Source organism: Velazquezella soli (genome assembly GCF_977018685.1).
Window position 1 is genome coordinate 644,678 of record NZ_CDRNXF010000005.1, and the last position, 17,254, is coordinate 661,931.

Annotated in this window: 14 protein-coding genes; 8 read left to right on the top strand and 6 right to left on the bottom strand. The window is 60.5% G+C overall.

The features are described 5' to 3' along the window. Nucleotide 1 precedes the first annotated feature (1 nt). The 4 genes from AC0JZ8_RS23410 to AC0JZ8_RS23425 form a co-directional block, all read right to left on the bottom strand. Nucleotides 2-1,072 (bottom strand): ABC transporter ATP-binding protein, encoded by a 1,071-nt coding sequence (locus AC0JZ8_RS23410; RefSeq protein WP_471893709.1) that lies wholly within the window; start codon nucleotides 1,070-1,072, stop codon nucleotides 2-4. A gap of 11 nt (nucleotides 1,073-1,083) precedes the next feature. After that, complete coding sequence (locus tag AC0JZ8_RS23415) at nucleotides 1,084-2,157, bottom strand: ABC transporter ATP-binding protein (RefSeq protein ID WP_471893710.1); 1,074 nt, start codon at nucleotides 2,155-2,157, stop codon at nucleotides 1,084-1,086. A 40-nt stretch (nucleotides 2,158-2,197) separates the two neighbouring features. Next, nucleotides 2,198-3,724, bottom strand: coding sequence for a glycerol-3-phosphate dehydrogenase (gene glpD / locus AC0JZ8_RS23420; protein ID WP_471893711.1), 1,527 nt, complete (start codon nucleotides 3,722-3,724; stop codon nucleotides 2,198-2,200). Nucleotides 3,725-3,824: 100 nt separating this feature from the next. After that, nucleotides 3,825-4,622, bottom strand: coding sequence for a DeoR/GlpR family DNA-binding transcription regulator (locus AC0JZ8_RS23425; RefSeq protein WP_062458885.1), 798 nt, complete (start codon nucleotides 4,620-4,622; stop codon nucleotides 3,825-3,827). A 449-nt stretch (nucleotides 4,623-5,071) separates the two neighbouring features. Between AC0JZ8_RS23425 and AC0JZ8_RS23430 the strand changes: the two genes are divergently transcribed. The 8 genes from AC0JZ8_RS23430 (at nucleotide 5,072) to copD (ending at nucleotide 12,460) form a co-directional block, all read left to right on the top strand. After that, the gene (locus AC0JZ8_RS23430; protein WP_430244585.1) at nucleotides 5,072-5,614 is read left to right on the top strand and encodes a sigma-70 family RNA polymerase sigma factor; all 543 of its coding nucleotides are present in this window, start codon (nucleotides 5,072-5,074) and stop codon (nucleotides 5,612-5,614) included. Then, nucleotides 5,607-6,377, top strand: coding sequence for an anti-sigma factor family protein (locus AC0JZ8_RS23435; protein ID WP_062458880.1), 771 nt, complete (start codon nucleotides 5,607-5,609; stop codon nucleotides 6,375-6,377). Before AC0JZ8_RS23430 ends, AC0JZ8_RS23435 begins: the two co-directional genes overlap by 8 nt. 17 nt (nucleotides 6,378-6,394) lie before the next feature. Next, nucleotides 6,395-7,111, top strand: a complete 717-nt coding sequence (locus tag AC0JZ8_RS23440) for a Bax inhibitor-1/YccA family protein (RefSeq protein ID WP_062458877.1) — start codon at nucleotides 6,395-6,397, stop codon at nucleotides 7,109-7,111. A gap of 235 nt (nucleotides 7,112-7,346) precedes the next feature. Next, nucleotides 7,347-9,248: a potassium transporter Kup gene (locus AC0JZ8_RS23445; protein WP_062458874.1), complete on the top strand. Its 1,902-nt coding sequence runs from the start codon at nucleotides 7,347-7,349 to the stop codon at nucleotides 9,246-9,248. A gap of 94 nt (nucleotides 9,249-9,342) precedes the next feature. Next, complete coding sequence (locus tag AC0JZ8_RS23450; RefSeq protein ID WP_430244592.1) at nucleotides 9,343-9,750, top strand: hypothetical protein; 408 nt, start codon at nucleotides 9,343-9,345, stop codon at nucleotides 9,748-9,750. Nucleotides 9,751-9,841: 91 nt separating this feature from the next. Further along, nucleotides 9,842-11,206: a PepSY-associated TM helix domain-containing protein gene (locus tag AC0JZ8_RS23455; protein WP_471893712.1), complete on the top strand. Its 1,365-nt coding sequence runs from the start codon at nucleotides 9,842-9,844 to the stop codon at nucleotides 11,204-11,206. Nucleotides 11,207-11,216: 10 nt separating this feature from the next. Beyond that, complete coding sequence (copC, locus tag AC0JZ8_RS23460; protein ID WP_113110071.1) at nucleotides 11,217-11,579, top strand: copper homeostasis periplasmic binding protein CopC; 363 nt, start codon at nucleotides 11,217-11,219, stop codon at nucleotides 11,577-11,579. Beyond that, complete coding sequence (gene copD / locus AC0JZ8_RS23465; protein ID WP_471893713.1) at nucleotides 11,576-12,460, top strand: copper homeostasis membrane protein CopD; 885 nt, start codon at nucleotides 11,576-11,578, stop codon at nucleotides 12,458-12,460. Before copC ends, copD begins: the two co-directional genes overlap by 4 nt. Before the next feature lie 3 nt (nucleotides 12,461-12,463). On the opposite strand, the gene AC0JZ8_RS23470 is transcribed toward copD, so the two are convergent. After that, nucleotides 12,464-13,537 carry a lactonase family protein gene (locus AC0JZ8_RS23470; protein WP_471893714.1) on the bottom strand — a complete coding sequence of 358 codons (1,074 nt, stop codon included), beginning with the start codon at nucleotides 13,535-13,537 and terminating at the stop codon, nucleotides 12,464-12,466. 7 nt (nucleotides 13,538-13,544) lie between these two features. After that, nucleotides 13,545-17,201, bottom strand: a complete 3,657-nt coding sequence (gene putA / locus AC0JZ8_RS23475) for a trifunctional transcriptional regulator/proline dehydrogenase/L-glutamate gamma-semialdehyde dehydrogenase (protein WP_471893715.1) — start codon at nucleotides 17,199-17,201, stop codon at nucleotides 13,545-13,547. Nucleotides 17,202-17,254 lie beyond the last annotated feature (53 nt).

Consider the following 17,254-nt stretch of genomic DNA (forward strand, 5'->3'; position numbering starts at 1 on the left):
TTCACGCCTCCCCGACGACGCGCCAGGAATTGGCGTAGATATTGATACCTGCAGGATCAAAGCTCACGCGGGCTTCCGCCGGAATTTCCGTATTCTCGTCGGCGACGATCGCAAGCGGCTTTCCCTCGAATTCGGCGCGGACGATGCGCCGTCGGCCGATATCCTCGATCCGGCTGATCTTCACCGGCATGCCTTCTCGACCGAGATGGATGAACTCCGGACGGATACCGAGTTCGATCCGGTCGCCCAGCTTCGTCTTCGGCGGCACATTGAGGTCCATCCGCTGACTGCCGACCACGACAGACCGCTCATTCAGCTGCGCCGGCAGGACGTTCATGCCGGGCGAGCCGATGAAATAGCCGACGAATGTATGGCTGGGCTTCTCGAACAATTCCGCAGGGGTGCCGATCTGCACGATCTCGCCCTCGTACATCACGACGACCTTGTCTGCGAAGGTCAGGGCTTCGGTCTGGTCGTGGGTGACATAGACCATGGTAAAGCCAAACTGCTTGTGGATCCGCTTCAACTGCGAGCGCAGCACCCATTTCATATGGGGATCGATCACGGTCAGCGGTTCATCGAACAGGATGGCGTTGACGTCGTTGCGCACCAGGCCACGGCCAAGCGAGATCTTCTGCTTCTGGTCGGCGGTCAGGCCCCGCGCCTTGCGATCTGCCCAATCGGCAAGATCGATGATCCCCAGCATGTCGCGAACGCGCTTGTCGACCTCGGCCTCTGGTACTTTGCGGTTGCGCAGCGGGAAGGCCAGATTGTCGTAGACCGTCATCGTGTCGTAGATAACCGGGAACTGGAACACCTGCGCGATGTTGCGACCCTGTGTCGAGACTTCCGTCACGTCGTTTCCATCAAACAGGATGCGTCCGTGCGACGGCTGCAGCAGACCGGAGATGATGTTGAGCAACGTGGTCTTGCCGCAGCCGGAGGGGCCAAGCAGCGCGTAGGCGCCACCGTCGTTCCATTCGTGATGAACTTCGCGAAGCGCATAGTCGCTGTCGGCGACAGGGTTGGCGCCGTAGGCGTGGCGGATATGGTCGAGGGTGATGCGTGCCATGATATTTCCCCCTAAGCCGCAGCCGCAGCGATTGCCCGGCCATCGCTGCCGAACGCCATCAGATGTCGGGTATCGAGAAAGACTTCGATGCCGGTATCTAGATCAATGTTGTGAATGCCGGGCGCCAGCATCACCCATTTCACGCCGTCATATTCAAGATGCACGAAGCTTTCCGAACCGGTGATTTCCGAGATCTGCGTGCGGGCGGCAAGGCGGGCCGAATTCTCGGTCTGCTGCGTGAAGCCCAGATGATGTGGATGAAACGCAACCGTCAGGGGACCGTCCGGTATGGTTCCGAGATGCGCAGGCAAGGGAAGAACGTCGCCTTCGCGGTGGCGGAGCTCGCCACCCGACTTGACCACCTCGATGAAATTCAGCGGCGGATCGGCAAAGGTCTTCGCGGTCGTCAGATCCGCCGGCCTTCTATAAATGTCGATCGTCGGCCCGAACTGGGTGATGCGGCCCTCGGAAAGGGTTGCCGTATTGCCGCCCAGCATCAGCGCTTCCGAAGGTTCGGTCGTCGCATAGACAAAGATTGCGCCGGACTGGGCAAAGATCTTGGGAAGCTCTTCCCGCAGTTCTTCACGCAGCTTGTAATCGAGGTTGGCGAGTGGCTCGTCCATCAGCACGAGGCTCGCGTTCTTGACCAACGCGCGGGCAAGAGCGGTGCGCTGCTGCTGGCCGCCGGACAGATGCAGCGGCGTACGGTCGAGATAGGGCGTCAACCGCAAGAGTTCCGCAGCCGTGCGCACCTCGCGGTCGACGGTCGCCTTGTCCTTGCCGGAAATGCGCATCGGCGAGGCAATGTTTTCATAGACGGTCAGGAGCGGATAGTTGATGAACTGCTGGTACACCATCGCGATATTGCGCTTTTGTACCGGCATGCCGGTCACGTCTATTCCATCGAAATAGACAGCACCCTCCGTCGGCCGGTCCAATCCAGCCATCAGCCGCATCAGCGATGTCTTGCCCGAAAGCGTCGGGCCGAGCAGCACATTCAGACTGCCACGCTCGAGCGTAAGGTCGCTCGGGTGAATATGATATTCGCCCGCCACCATTTTCGCAGCTTTTCGCAATTCCAACATGCTTGTTCCCCTGCCTCCTCACAGCGGGAACACATGCCGCTTATCCGGCGATCCTTTCCGGTATTGCGGCCATGTACTCCTCCAAAACCCTCTTCTCGTCAGCGTCGAGCCGTAGCCCGTCCTTTGTTCTCCTCCAAAGGACGTCCTCGGCGCTTAACGCCCATTCCTGATCGGCAAGATAGCGAACCTCCACCTCATAGAGTTCGCCGCCGAAATTATGCCCAAGATCCTCTGCTCGAGCAGCGTTGCCGAGCAAAGTCGCGGCCCTCGTACCGTAACGCCGGACCAGCCTACGCGCATGGCGATCGGTCAGGAAGGGATATCGCGCCTTCAGCCCAGCGACTTCGCTTTCGTAGCCGCGGGCAGGGAAATCGCCACCCGGGAGGTGGCTGTCAGCGGTCCAGGGCTTGCCTTTGACGCCGATGGCTTCGCCGATCTTTTCGACCGCATGTTCCGAAAGCCGTCGATAAGTGGTGAGCTTGCCACCGAACACATTGAGAAGCGGCGCTCCGCCCTCCCCGAGGCCGACCGTATCCAGCTTCAGTACATAGTCGCGGGTTGCCTCCTGCGCTTTCGAGGCGCCGTCGTCGAACAGCGGCCGCACGGCCGAATAGGTCCAGACGATATCTTCCTTGCGCACCGGCTCCTTGAAATACTCGCTCGCCGCCTTGCAGAGATAGTTGGTTTCCTCTTCGGAGATCCGAACGTCCTTCGGATCCTCCTTGAAGTCGCGATCGGTCGTGCCGATCAGCGTGAAATCCTCTTCGTAAGGGATAGCAAAAATGATCCGGTTGTCCGGGTTCTGGAAGAAATAGGCGCGAGGGTCGTCGAACTTCTTCTTGACGACGATATGGCTGCCCTGAACCAGCCGGACATGGTGCGCTTCGTTTTCGCCGAAGGCGGAGCGGATCACCTGGTCCACCCACGGGCCGGCGGCATTGACCAGCATACGAGACTTGTGGGTCTGACTGGAGCCGGTGACCGTGCTTCGGGTAACAATCGTCCAAATGCCCTCTTCGCGCCGCGCCGAAACGACTTTCGTGCGCGGAAGGATCAGGGCACCCTTGTCGGCAGCGTCACGGGCGTTCAGCACCACCATCCGCGCGTCGTCAACCCAGCCATCGGAGTATTCGAAGGCCTTCGTAAACAGCGATTTCAAAGGCTTTCCGGCCGGATTTTTGCGCATATCAAGCGTTGCCGTCGGCGGCAGGAGCTTGCGGCCACCCAGGTGATCGTAGAGAAACAACCCCAGCCGGATCAGCCAGGCGGGTCGGACGCCACCCTTGTGATAGGGGAGAACGAAGCGCATCGGCCAGATGATATGCGGTGCCATTGCCCAGAGCACTTCGCGCTCCATGAGAGACTCGCGCACCAGCCGAAATTCATAGTGTTCGAGATAGCGCAGCCCGCCATGGATAAGCTTGGTGGCGCCTGACGACGTGCCTGAGGCAAAATCGTTCATTTCTGCCAAGGCGACCGAATAGCCGCGACCCACAGCATCGCGCGCGATACCGCAACCGTTGATCCCTCCACCGATCACAAAGACGTCGTGAATTGCCTGACTCATTATCCCCTCGCTAAGCCCTGTCCCCTCACAGAGCCCGGCTCGACATGCCGGCAGCGGCAAATCGAAAGCTAACCCCATTAGAGTGAAAATATCTCGAATGTCAAACGAAAGAAGACGCGTGCGTTGCAGCATCCGCGGTGGCTGTTTCGATCAGCGCAACATTCGTCTGATGGCAAAGATCACGGATCAGTTCGGACTGGCAGGCGTCGGTGATGAACGTATGAACCTGGGAGATCTGGGCGATACGAACCGGCGCCGTTCGTTCGAATTTTGTCGAGTCGGCCACAAGGATCACATGCCGCGCGTTGGCGATAATCGCCTGTGCCACTTTCACTTCGCGAAAATCGTAGTCGAGCAGAGCGCCGTCGTGGTCGATGGCCGATGCACCGATGACCGCATAGTCAACCTTGAACTGCCGGATAAAGTCGACGGCCGCCTCGCCGACGATGCCGCCATCAGACTGGCGAACGACACCCCCGGCAATGACGACCTCGATATCGTCGACTACTCTCAACCTGTTGGCAACGTTGATATTATTTGTAATGACCATAAGGTCCTTGTGGGCTGCCAGCGCTTCACCCACAGCCTCCGTCGTGGTCCCGATATTGATGAACAGGGACGCTCCGTCCGGAATGAGGGCTGCCGCGGCCTCGCCGATCGCCTGCTTCTCGACGGCAGCGATCTGGCGGCGCGCTTCATAGCGCATGTTCTCGATGCTGCGCGGAAACGTGGCTCCACCATGGATGCGGTTGAGGACGTCCGCCTCACAGAGATCATTCAAGTCCTTGCGGATCGTCTGCGGCGTGACGGAGAACTGAGTGGCCAGATCCTCGACCAGGACCCGCCCGGTCATCCTCGCCACCTCGACGATCCTTGCCTGCCTGTCCGTCAGATGCATCTCGTCCCCGTGCTTTCGTTTTCTTTCACTTTGAGACAAAAGCCGCGCGCAGGCAACAGCCTTTACGAAGGAGGTCGCCTGAGGACGTTGCCATAGGGTGAAAACGAAAAGAGCCCGCCGCGGGAGGAAGTGCGGCAGGCTCTTCAAAAGACGAGAGCAACGGCTGGGAGGAGGAGTGCCGGTGCTCTGCTGCAGAAACCTCTGGGAGGAGGAGGGAGGGTTCTGCGTGTCTGACGATTTGGGAGGAGGTAAATCGTTTCGACAAGATCGAAGATACGCTAAACCCGCTCATTTTCTAGGCAGGAATTGTCAGGGCAGACATGCACCGGACGCATACCTACCTTGGCCGTCAAAACGAGGGTTTGCCCTGCGTCTTTGAAGGGCAAAAAATCACGAAAATAATTTCTGACTAATGGAATAAAATCCGGCCGGCGTTCGTATAAGCAGGTATGGACCCGAACAAACGCTCATTCGACGTGATCGCACAGCTTGCCGCGTTGAGACGCTACGCACGCTCGCTTGCGCGCAACTCTGTCGACGCCGAAGACCTGGTGCATGACGCGCTGGTCAAAGCGTATGAGAAGCGTTCAACCTTCCACTCGGGTGGAAATTTGCGGAACTGGCTGCTCTCGATTGTCCACAACACGCATCTGGACGGTCGCCGCAGCGCCCTTGCCCGTCGTCGCCGCGACGACCTGTTTGCCGATGATGGCTCGACCGCAACCGAGCCGTCCTATCCGGCAGCGCAGGAACATTCGGTTCGCCTGCAGCAGGTTCGCGAGGCTTTCATGACCTTGCCGGAGGATCAGCGCGAAGCGCTGCACCTCGTTGCGGTGGAAGACCTGTCCTATCAGGAAGCCGCCGACACGTTGGGTATTCCAGTCGGCACGCTGATGTCGCGGATATCGAGGGCCCGTGCTCGGCTGCGCAGCATGGAAGATGACAAAGGGCGTAGCGGCCACCTGAAAATCGTAGGAGGCAAAGATGAATGAGACCGGAACGGTCGTCCTGAATGACCTCGACGCCTACGTGGACAACCAGCTCGACGCGGCGGGACGCCTGCGTGTCGAGAACTACCTGTCCAGCCACCCGGAAGACGCCGCACGCGTCATGGCAGATCTCGGAATGCGGACGACGCTGAAGCTCGCTCTCACCGATGACGCCGTGCATGGCAGGACGGAGACCCGCGAGGCGGCGAGACGACTTTCCGCGAGCCTTGAAAGCCGGCGTACTTTTACCGCTCTCAGACGCGTCGCGGCGATTGCCATGCTTGTTTCGGCAGGATGGTTTGCCAATTCCTCGATCGGTCCGTTTGGTCCAAGCGAAGTCAATGCTTCGGTCCAGCCGCCGGCACTGATCGAAAACGCGGTGCGGGCGCACGAGACGTCGCTCGTTCGCGAAAAAATGCCATCCCAGCCGGAAGCAAGGACCTACGACCGGGAGGACATCCGCGCCGCAACGGCAATCGTCATGCCCGAATTGCCAAAGGGCTGGCAGGTGACCGACGTGCAGATCTTTCCCTCGGATTACGGCCCGAGCGTCGAGGCAAGTATGCGCACCGCTGATGGCATCAGGGTATCTCTCTATGCCGTGCGACCTGGCCATTTCGCGGTCGAGCCTATCAAGGACATGAATATGCCGAAGGCCGAAGCGGCCTGGTGGCAGATCGGCGACGTGGCTTACGCCGTGGTGTCGAGCACGACCGATATCGGTCTCGCAGACGAGGCCGAGCTTCTCAAGAATTCCCTTTACTGATCAACAGGAGATTCCGAATGTATGAAAACGACCGGCGCTGGGGCGCCACGACAGCACAATCCGGCGCAGTCTTCGATGAAGGCCTTCGCCAGCACATGCTGCGCATCTACAATTACATGGGGCTTGGCCTCGTCATCACCGGTATCGTCGCCTTCATCGTCGGCACCACGCCGGCGCTTTACGTGCCGATCTTCTCCAGCCCGCTGAAGTGGGTGGTGATGCTGGCGCCGCTCGCCTTCGTGTTCTTCTTCTCGTTCAAGATCCAGTCCATGTCGGCCGCCTCTGCGCAGATGACCTTCTGGGCGTTCTGCGCCGTCATGGGTCTGTCCCTTGCTTCGGTATTCCTTGTATTTACCGGCGCAAGCATCGCCCGCACCTTCTTTATCGCCGCCACCATGTTCGGCGCGACCAGCCTTTACGGCTACGTCACCAAGCGTGACCTCGCCAAGTTCGGCTCGTTCATGATCATGGGTCTGATCGGTGTGATGATCGCTTCGATCGTCAACATCTTCCTCGGCTCCAGCGCCCTGCAGTTTGCCGTGTCGGTGATCGGTATCGTCGTGTTCGTCGGCCTGACCGCTTGGGATACCCAGAACATCAAGCAGCAGTATGCAGAAAACTACGATCAGGAAAGCCAGCAGAAAATGGCCGTGATGGGCGCGCTGTCCCTCTACCTGAACTTCGTCAACATCTTCCAGCTGCTGCTCAATTTCACCGGCCAGCGCGAAGAATAGACGACAAGAACAACCGGTTCCGAGACACCTTTCGGACCTTGACCAGCAGGGCGGATCACTCCGCCCTGCTTTTCTGTGACCACGCGAATGACGGCCTGCTGAAGGATATCGACCTGCGACTTCAGATGAAATAGGAATGCGTGGATCGAATTCGTTCAACACGTGTTTACGCGTCTATTCCGGCAGTAAACCGTTCAAGCTTGTTCGGTTGGAAAACCCTCAGACTGGAGTCCGCATGACATCCTCGACCGCCGGTTCGGCCGACAAAGCCGCAGGCCACCGGAAATTTCTTGTCCTGCTCTTGGGCTCGATCGGCGTCGTCTACGGTGATATTGGCACCAGTCCGCTCTACGCGTTCAGGGAGGCGCTGCGACCATTTTCAGAGAATGGCGTCCAGCCCGAACACGTCATCGGTCTCATCTCGCTGATGGTCTGGACCCTGACGATCATCGTCACGTTCAAATACGTCCTGTTCCTGCTTCGCGCCGATAATGACGGCGAAGGCGGCACGCTGTCGCTGCTTGCCCTGTTGATGAAGAAGACAGGCGGCTACATGCCTGTCCTGTTCTTCGCAGGCCTGATCGGTTCGGCTTTGTTCATCGGCGATGCGATGATCACACCCGCACTGTCGGTCATGTCAGCGCTCGAAGGTATGAAGCTTGTGACGCCCGCCTTCTCCGACTATGTCTTGCCGCTCTCAGCCGCGATCATGGTCGGCCTGTTTGCGATCCAGTCCAAGGGGACGGAAGCAGTTGCCAAATTCTTCGGCCCGATCACGGTCGTCTGGTTTCTGGCGATGGCATGGGGTGGCATGATCCATATCGGCGACGATTGGACCATCCTCGAGGCCCTCAACCCCATCAATGCGCTCTGGTTTATCACCCACGCCGGCTGGGCGGGTCTGATCGTGCTCGGCGCGGTATTTCTGACCGTGACGGGCGCGGAAGCCCTTTACGCCGATCTCGGCCATTTCGGTCGCAAGCCAATCAGTGTCGCCTGGTTCATCCTCGTATTTCCCGCGCTGGCATTGAATTACCTTGGGCAGGGCGCGTTGGTCCTGAGCAACCCGGCCGCCATCGAGAACCCGTTCTATCTGCTCTATCCGGACTGGGCGCTGCTGCCGATGGTCATTCTGGCGACGATGGCAACCGTCATCGCCAGCCAGGCTGTCATTACGGGCGCGTTTTCGCTTGCCCGGCAGGCCGTGCATCTCGGCTTCCTGCCGCGGCTGATGATCAAGTTCACCTCGGAAACCAATACCGGGCAGATCTATGTTCCGGCCGTGAACATGATTCTGTTCATCGGCGTCCTGGTGCTGATCTTCTCATTCGGCGATTCGGAATCGCTGGCAACCGCCTACGGTATCTCGGTCACGGGCGCGATGGTCGTGACAACGCTGATGTCGTTCCAGTTCTTGCGGGCGGTGCGCGGATACTCGGCCCTCATCGCCGGCGCACTTCTGCTGCCGCTGCTCTTGATCGAAGCGGTCTTCCTTGCCGCAAACCTTCTCAAAATCCACGACGGTGGCTGGGTGCCCGTGGCGCTTGCCTTCTTCATCATGATCCTGATGTGGACGTGGACGAAGGGTTCGAAATACATCAAGGACAAGACCGCCAGGAACGACATCCCGCTGGAAGTCTTCATTCCGATGATCGAAAAGGAATCCGATCATTCGCCGGTCGTGGTTCCCGGCACTGCGATCTTCCTCACCAGCGTTCCCAACCGGACGCCGGCAGTCCTGCTGCACAACATCAAGCACAATCATGTCCTGCACGAGCAAAACGTCATCCTGACAATCTGGACGCAGGACAAACCCTACGTTCCCGATCGCGAGCGGGTGGAAATGAAACGCATCTCCAAGCGTTTTATCCGCCTCGACATCACCTTCGGCTACATGGACGAGCCAAATGTCACCAGAGCGCTGACGCTCTGTCGGAAGGCGGGCTTCAAGTTCGAGATCATGCAGACCTCGTTCTATCTGGGACGGCGCAACCTGGTCAGCACACCCAATACCGGGTTGCCGGCCTGGCAGGAGCAGATCTACATGGCGCTGGCCGATTTCGCGATCGACCCATCCGCCTATTTCAAGCTACCACCCAACCGTGTCGTCGAGCTGGGAGAGCAGGTAGCGATCTGACCTGATCCCGTTCGTCATCACGCGTACAGTATGCCGCATTGTACTTGCGCCGGGATGTGCTATCGAAAGATCGAACCCCGTGCACGAGGACGCGATGGGAAGGCTGGTCGGTAAATCGGAACAATGGGCGGTGCGCATTCTATGCGCCATCGCGCTTGTTGTTCTCGGCCTCTCGCATCAGCCGCATGCCCTTGCAGCCACCGGTTTCGATCCGGCTGACTATGCCGAGTATGTGCTGCCGGACGGCACGCTGCCGACGCTCTGCGTCACGTCAAACAGCGATCGGCCTGACCGCGACGGACAACACCACCATAGCCAAGGCGCCAAGACCGACTGCGAAGCCTGCCGCATCAGCGCCGCGGCCATGGTGCCACCCGCGCCGATCCACGCAGAACGGGTATTCCTCGCCCAAGAACTGGCCAGGTATCCGTTCCCGGTGGGCGAGATCACCCGCCAGTTATATCCGCCGAATACCGGTCCCCGAGCACCCCCCTTCGCCTGATGATCATTTGAGCCTCCGCTGCGGCTTTTGCCCGCGGCTTGTTCAATGTTGCAGATCGGCACAGCCCCGCCTGCCATCAGGATGATACCGAATGACCATCTTAACTTCCGCCTCACCCGCGGAAAGCGACGCCTCGAGCGTTTCGCTTTACCGCGCCCTATGGCGCTGGCATTTCTTTGCGGGTCTTCTCGCCATTCCCTTCATGCTCAACCTAGCCATCACCGGTGGGCTCTACCTGTTCAAGGACGAAATCAACGATACGTTTTTTGCATATCGCTACCAGGTGGAAGCCGCCGGTTCGCCGCTTTCGCCGGACCGGATCGTCGAAGTCGCCGCATCCGCCGTCCCGGGTTCGGTGGCGCGCTCTTACAAGGACCCTGCTTCGGCAACACGGAGCGCCATAGTCACCGTGTCGTCCAAAGCCGGCTCCACGCTCGTCTTCGTCAATCCCTACGATGGCGACGTGCTGGATACGGTCGCGTCCGCCGAAGAGTTCAATCAGGTGGTCAGAAGCATCCACAGCCTCGCCTATTTCGGTACATTTCCCAACATCCTGACAGAGATCGCCGGCGGCTTTGCCATGGTTCTGGTCGCGACCGGGATCTATCTCTGGTGGCCGCGGCGACAGACCGGCGGTGTGGTGACGGTGCGCGGAAATCCTTCGCGGCGGGTGTTCTGGCGCGACATGCACGCGGTCACCGGCGCTTTCGGAGGGTTGCTGATCTTCTTTCTCGCCGCCACAGGCATGTTCTGGTCGAACACCTGGGGCAGCAATGTCCAGGCCTGGCTCACCGACAAGGGCCTCGGCTATCCGGCAGAGCTTTGGGACAACGTGCCGGTGTCGAAGAAGGTGACGGGCGATGTCGCGCCCAATAGCGGCTGGAGCGTCGAAAAGGCGCCGGTGCCGATGTCGGGTACGATCAGCGGCGAACCGATAGGGCTCGGAAAGGCCGTCGCGATCGCGAAGGATCTGGGCATAGCCCCGGGTTTCGATACGGCGATCCCCCGCACGGAAACGGGCGTCTATACCGCCTCCATCTTTCCTGACGACCTTTCGAAGGAAAGGACGATCCATATTGATCAGTATTCCGGAACACCGCTGGTCGACATGGGTTATCCGCTCTATCCGGCGCCTGGAAAGGCTGTCGCGTGGGGTGTCAATGTTCATATGGGCCAGGAATGGGGTCGGTTTAACCAGATGCTGATGCTCGCCACCTGCCTTGCAATCGTCTTTACCTGCGTCACCGCTGTCGTCATGTGGTGGAAACGCCGTCCATCCGGCCGCCTTGGCGTCCCGCCGATGCCGCCGAGCCGTTCCGTCTATTTCGGTCTGTGGCTGATCACGCTGGTTTTTGCCATCGCGTTTCCGATGAGCGGGATTGCGATCGTCGCGATGATCGCCTTCGACCAGATCGTCGTCCGCTTCGTTCCGCCGCTCAAACGCGCCTTCGCTTAAAGGAAAACACATGCGTAACACACTTATCGCTTCGCTTGCACTCGCGGCTTTTGTTGCCGCCGCTGGCCAGGCTGCTGCCCATGCCAGCGTCAAATCGACGACCCCAACCGACAAGGCATCCGTTGCATCGCCGGAAGAACTGGACCTGGCATTTTCCGAAGCCCTGAACCTGCCGTTCAGCAAGCTTCACCTTCTCGGCCCCGACGGCAAGGAGATCGAGATCGGCAAAGGCGTGCTGAAAGACGCTGACAAGACGCTGACTGCGCCGGTCACCGGGCCGCTCAAGCCCGGCACATATACGGTCAGATGGAATGTGCTTTCGGTCGATGGCCACAAGACCAACGGCACTTACACGTTCACCGTGAAGCCGTGACAACGGCTGAGACCCTCATTGTAGTCTGCCGTTTCGGCTTCTACGCAGGCGCCCTGTTCCTCTGGGGCGCCGCAACCTATATCGCCGGTTTTGTGCCGGACGGTCTACGGCAATCGGTGTGGGCGAAGCTCACACCGATCCGCGGCCTGTCGGTGCTTGTGATAGCGGGTGCGACGGTTGCATCTCTGCCGCTCAGCGCCGCCCTTCTCGGCGACGGCTGGCAGGATGCGGCGGATCTCGGTATACTGTGGACGGTCATAACCCAGACCAGTATCGGCACCGTCTGGATAGTGCAGGCGATTGCTGCAGGCCTGTTGTTCGCGGCCCTTACGCCCTCCTCGCGCTCGAAAATCCTGCCGACGGCGCTGGCGGCTGTGGTCGCTCTCGCCAGCCTTCCGATCTCCGGACACGCCGCTATCCACGATGGACCGTTGCGCCTGCTGCACCGGGCGAACGATCTGCTGCACCTTCTCTCGGGCGGGTTCTGGTTCGGGGCGCTGTTACCGGTCGCTCTGCTTCTCCCCGCGCTCAGGGACCAGTCGACTCGACACGATGCCACGACCGCTTTGATCGGCTTTTCCCGGGCGGGTCATGTTGCCGTGGCACTTGTGATCGTAACAGGGCTGTTCAGCACATGGCTCATCGTCGGCGGCCTGCCGCTTAACTGGTCCTTGCCCTATCAGCTGCTGCTTTCGGCCAAGATCTTGATCGTTGCAACCATGGTCGCGCTGGCGATCGTCAACCGTTACGTCTTCGTGCGGCTGCTCGACCGCAGCTCGCTGATGTATCGAAGCCTCGTCTGCGCGACGGTCACGGAAATCGGGCTTAGCCTCGGAGTGCTCGCCCTCGTCGCCTATTTCGGTCGTTTGCAGCCGGTCTAGACGTCAGGCGAACAGGACGCAGACGGGACTGCCGATCTCGAACGGCTCGCCGATGGTCGTCAGCGTCCCGTGTTCCCCATTGATCTCAAAGCAGACCAGCGAGTGGCTGTCCTGGTTGGCGACGATGAGACAGCGACCGGTGGGATCGATGGCGAAATCCCGCGGGGTTCTACCCATGGTGGGATACCAGCCGAGGGTTCTCAACCCGCCATCGGCCAGAATTTCACAGGCGACGATCGTGTCATGGCCGCGGTTGGAGACATAAAGAAACCTGCCATTCGGATGAATTTTGATCGCCGCGCAGGACGACGTGCCGGCAAAATCGGCCGGCACTGTGCTGGTTTCTGACAGGAGCGTGAAATTGTCTCCCTCGATGGCATAGGCACCGACGGTGCAGGCGGCCTCATGCGCGACGTAGAGCCGGCGGCCATCCTGCGAGCAGACGATATGGCGTGGAAGCGAACCGCCGGACACGTGCAGCACGACATCCGGCTCTGAGCCTATTCCCTGATCGCCGAATGCATATCTGGCGATCTCGTCGGTCCCGAGATCGCAAACGAGAACATGCCGATCGCCAGGCATGACCAAAACCTGGTGCACATGCGGGCCTTCCTGCCTGTCGGTGACGGGGCCGGATCCTGTCCGCTTGATCACCATGACGTCGTCGTCATCGGGAAGACCCTGATGATCAAGACCGTAAGCGACCGCACTTCCGCTGCCGTAATTGGCAACGAACAGCCGTTTCCCTGAACTGTCGAGCGAAACATGACACGGCGCTGAACCTCTCGCCGAGATGCGCTTCGCCAAGTTTAGACCGCCGTCCACATCGATCTGCAGGACAACCACGCCCGCCTGCGCCTCGTCGTCGAGTTCCTCGACGGCATAGAGGACATTTCCATCCTGCCCGAGCGCCAGATAGGTGGGGTTGCGGATCGCTTCGAACGCCGCGACCTCTTCGAACCGGCCCGTCTGGAAATCAAGGGAAAGCAGGCTGACGCCTTTTCCCTTGCCCTCCACATGCGGCATCGATTCCGTGTAGCTGCCTATGATGACGCGCGCCGTCTGAAGATCGTCCATGCTGTCCTCACCCTATCGCCATCAGGCTCGCGTTGCCGCCAGCGGCCGCCGTATTCACGGAGACCGACACTTCTTCAAGCAGCCAGTTCAGGCAATAGGGCTCATCCATGCCGGCGATGTCAGCTGAGGAAGCCGCCTGCGTCAGCACCAGCGGGCCGGGAAGGCTGGCAATACGGCGCGAGACGGAGATCAGGCTATTGCCGTCGCCTTCCACCAAGGCACCGGCATAGGGTCCATGGTTTGCCCAATCGGAAGACCAGATGATCCGGGCAGCGATTTCGGCCGGCAGATCGGAGAACTTACTCTGAAGGCCGGAGTCCGTGTCGATGGTGACGCTGTTGCCGGTTGCGAGCGCGGCACCCAGTTGGGAAACGAGACCCGCCTCTGTCTGCGGTACGAGCAGGATGCGACCGCGCGGATGCAGACTATAGGTGTTGCGCTCACCGACGGGGCCGGGAAGTTCCTGCGACATGCCGAGAGCGGATTCGCCACCCAGTTCGCGGATCGCTTCGGCGTCCTCGGTTTTGCCCTTGGCGCGCAGCCATTCGGCCAGCAACGAGATCGCCGGATCGACATGAACGGAACTGTGGCGCGGCGGAACCGGCGGCTGCTGCAGGAGGCGACCGAGATAGAGCGGACCGCCGGCCTTGGGCCCCGTGCCCGAGAGGCCGCGCCCGCCGAACGGCTGCACGCCGACGACAGCGCCGATGACGTTGCGGTTGACGTAGATATTGCCCGCCCGCACACGGCTCGTCACATGCGCGATCGTCTCGTCGAGACGCGTGTGGAGGCCGAATGTCAGTCCGTAGCCGGTGGCGTTGATATCGTCGATCAGCCTGTCGAGATCCTCACGACGATAGCGGATGACGTGAAGGACAGGTCCGAACACTTCCCTCTCGAGGTCCGAGAGGCTGTTCAGTTCGATGATCGTCGGCGCGACGAAGGTTCCGGCGGCCGTTGCAGCGGGGATAGCGACCTGCTCAATGCGCCGGCCCTTGGCGCGCATCGCATCGATGTGGCTGTCGATAACACCCTTCGCTTCGGCTGTGATGACCGGCCCGATATCGATCTTCAGCTGGTCGGTGCGCCCGACCGTGAGTTCGGCAAGGGCGCCGCGGAGCATGGTCAGCACGCGGTCCGCTATGTCTTTCTGCAGGCACAGGACACGCAGGGCCGAGCAACGCTGACCGGCGCTGTCGAAGGCGGACGCGATGACATCGCCGACCACCTGTTCGGCCAGAGCCGAGGAATCGACGATCATTGCGTTCTGGCCGCCCGTTTCGGCAATCAGCGGGATCGGCTTTCCGGCGTTCGACAGCCGGCCGGCAAGCTCGGCCTGGATCAGGCGAGCGACGTCGGTTGAACCGGTAAACATCACGCCTTGTGTTTCGGGGGCGGCCACGAGTGCTGCGCCGATCTTTCCATCACCCGGCAAAAGCTGAAGCGCGCCGCGTGGTACGCCGGCCTGATAGAGAAGTTTCACGCCTGCCGCTGCGATCAACGGCGTTTCTTCGGCAGGCTTTGCCAGCACGCTGTTGCCAGCGACGAGAGCGGCCGCGATCTGACCGGTGAAGATTGCCAGCGGGAAGTTCCACGGGCTGATGCAGACCACCGGCCCGAGCGCCTTATGCCCCGGCCCCAGCGTGCGCTTGGCCTGTTCCGCATAATAGCGCAGAAAATCGATCGCCTCGCGCACTTCGGCAATCGCGTTCGGCAGGGATTTTCCGGCCTCGCGCATGATCAGGCCGAGAAGGGAAGGCATGCTTTCCTGCATGGCATCGGCAGCCCTTTCGAGGCAGGCCGCCCGTTCCTGCGGCGCAACGGACTGCCACTCGGCAAAAGCCTCCTCTGCGAGAGCCGCTGCCTTTTGCGCATCCTCCACGCCTGCTTCGGTGACTGAGCCGACCACATCCTGATGGTCAGCCGGATTGAGCACCGGCCTCGTTTCTCCTGATGAAGTTCCATCAGCAAGCTCCGGTGCCGCCGTGAAGGGAGCCCGGGCGCCGTCCTGGAAAACTGCCGCAAGCGAGGCGAGCGTCGTTTCGTTGGCGAGATCGAACCCTAGGGAGTTCTGACGGTCCTTGCCGAACAGGTCGGCGGGCAGCGAGATCTGATCGTGTTTGGCCCCGGGAACGGGCGTGGCGCGAACGACGGCAGCCGGATCGGCAATCAGATCGTCGATCGAAACCTGATCATCGCCGATCCGGTTCACGAAGGACGAATTCGCGCCGTTTTCCAGGAGACGGCGGACGAGATAGGCTAGAAGCGTTTCGTGCGTCCCGACCGGGGCATAGATGCGGGCTGGCCGGTCGAGCTTTGACTGACCGACGACCTCTTCATAGAGCGGCTCGCCCATGCCGTGCAGGCACTGGAACTCGTAATCGCCAACCTTGAATTCGGGTCCGGCCAGCTGATAGATCGTGGCAAGCGTCTGGGCGTTGTGTGATGCAAATTGCGGAAAGACGGCGTCGCGTGCGTCGAGCAGTTTCCGGGCGCAGGCGATGTAGGAGACATCCGTGTGCACCTTGCGGGTAAAGACCGGGAAGTCTTCGAGGCCTTCGATCTGCGCCTTCTTGATTTCCGCATCCCAATAGGCGCCCTTGACCAGACGCAGCATGATGCGGCGGTTGGAACGGCATGCGAGGTCGATGATGAAATCAAGCACGAACGGGCATCGCTTGCCATAGGCCTGCACCACGAAGCCGATGCCGTCCCAGCCGGAAAGAGCAGGGTCGAAGCAGAGGTCCTCCAGAAGATCGAGCGACAGTTCGAGGCGATCGGCCTCCTCCGCATCGATGTTCAGACCAATATTGTAGGACTTGGCGATGGCGGCCAGCGCCTTCACGCGCGGCAGAAGTTCTTCCATGACGCGGCCAGCCTGGGCGCGGGTATAGCGCGGATGAAGTGCCGAGAGCTTGATGGAAATGCCAGGGCCGTTGTAGATCCCGCGTCCGGCAGAGGCCTTGCCGATCGCATGGATCGCCTTCTCGTAGTCCTTGTAATAGCGCTCCGCGTCTTCCCCTGTCGTCGCTGCCTCGCCAAGCATGTCGTAGGAATAGCAAAAGCCCTTCTGCTCCATGGTCCGCGAGCGGCGCAGTGCTTCCTCGATCGTCTCACCGGTGACGAACTGCTCGCCCATCATCCTCATCGCCATATCGACGCCGCGGCGGATGACCGGTTCGCCACAGCGGGCGATCAGACGCGTCAAGGCCGCTGAAAGGCTGCGATCGCTGACGGTCGAGGTCAGTTTGCCGGTCACGACAAGTCCCCAGGTCGCCGCGTTGACGAAGAGCGAACGGCCCTCGCCCACATGCGACTTCCAATTTCCGCCGGAAATCTTGTCGCGGATCAGCGCATCACGCGTCGCCATATCCGGAATGCGCAGCAGCGCCTCAGCCAGGCACATCAGGGCAATGCCTTCCTGGCTGGAAAGCGAGTATTCCTGCACAAGCGCTTCGACGCCCGACCCCTTGGCCTTGCGGCGCAGCGCGACAATCAGATCGCGCGCTGTCGAACGGACTTTGTCAGCGAGGTCGGCGGGCAGTGTTGCCTGCTCGAGAAGCGGCAGCACACTGTCGATTTCAGGTCTGCGATAGGCCGCTGTGATGGCCTTGCGCAAATCGGACTGCGGCCGGATCGGCGGGGCGAAATCTTCAAAGGGCATGGTCTCCAAAGAGCCAGGCAAGAATGTGTTGTGTTCCATCGCAGATGCCATTG

Excerpts from the sequence above, each read along its gene's own strand:
- AC0JZ8_RS23455 (WP_471893712.1), top strand. The coding sequence starts at position 9,842 with ATGACCATCTTAACTTCCGCCTCACCCGCGGAAAGCGACGCCTCGAGC.
- AC0JZ8_RS23410 (WP_471893709.1), bottom strand. The coding sequence starts at position 1,072 with ATGGCACGCATCACCCTCGACCATATCCGCCACGCCTACGGCGCCAAC.
- AC0JZ8_RS23415 (WP_471893710.1), bottom strand. The coding sequence starts at position 2,157 with ATGTTGGAATTGCGAAAAGCTGCGAAAATGGTGGCGGGCGAATATCAT.
- glpD (WP_471893711.1), bottom strand. The coding sequence starts at position 3,724 with ATGAGTCAGGCAATTCACGACGTCTTTGTGATCGGTGGAGGGATCAAC.
- AC0JZ8_RS23435 (WP_062458880.1), top strand. The coding sequence starts at position 5,607 with ATGAATGAGACCGGAACGGTCGTCCTGAATGACCTCGACGCCTACGTG.
- AC0JZ8_RS23450 (WP_430244592.1), top strand. The coding sequence starts at position 9,343 with ATGGGAAGGCTGGTCGGTAAATCGGAACAATGGGCGGTGCGCATTCTA.
- putA (WP_471893715.1), bottom strand. The coding sequence starts at position 17,201 with ATGCCCTTTGAAGATTTCGCCCCGCCGATCCGGCCGCAGTCCGATTTG.
- AC0JZ8_RS23425 (WP_062458885.1), bottom strand. The coding sequence starts at position 4,622 with ATGCATCTGACGGACAGGCAGGCAAGGATCGTCGAGGTGGCGAGGATG.
- AC0JZ8_RS23440 (WP_062458877.1), top strand. The coding sequence starts at position 6,395 with ATGTATGAAAACGACCGGCGCTGGGGCGCCACGACAGCACAATCCGGC.
- AC0JZ8_RS23470 (WP_471893714.1), bottom strand. The coding sequence starts at position 13,537 with ATGGACGATCTTCAGACGGCGCGCGTCATCATAGGCAGCTACACGGAA.
- copC (WP_113110071.1), top strand. The coding sequence starts at position 11,217 with ATGCGTAACACACTTATCGCTTCGCTTGCACTCGCGGCTTTTGTTGCC.
- AC0JZ8_RS23430 (WP_430244585.1), top strand. The coding sequence starts at position 5,072 with ATGGACCCGAACAAACGCTCATTCGACGTGATCGCACAGCTTGCCGCG.
- AC0JZ8_RS23445 (WP_062458874.1), top strand. The coding sequence starts at position 7,347 with ATGACATCCTCGACCGCCGGTTCGGCCGACAAAGCCGCAGGCCACCGG.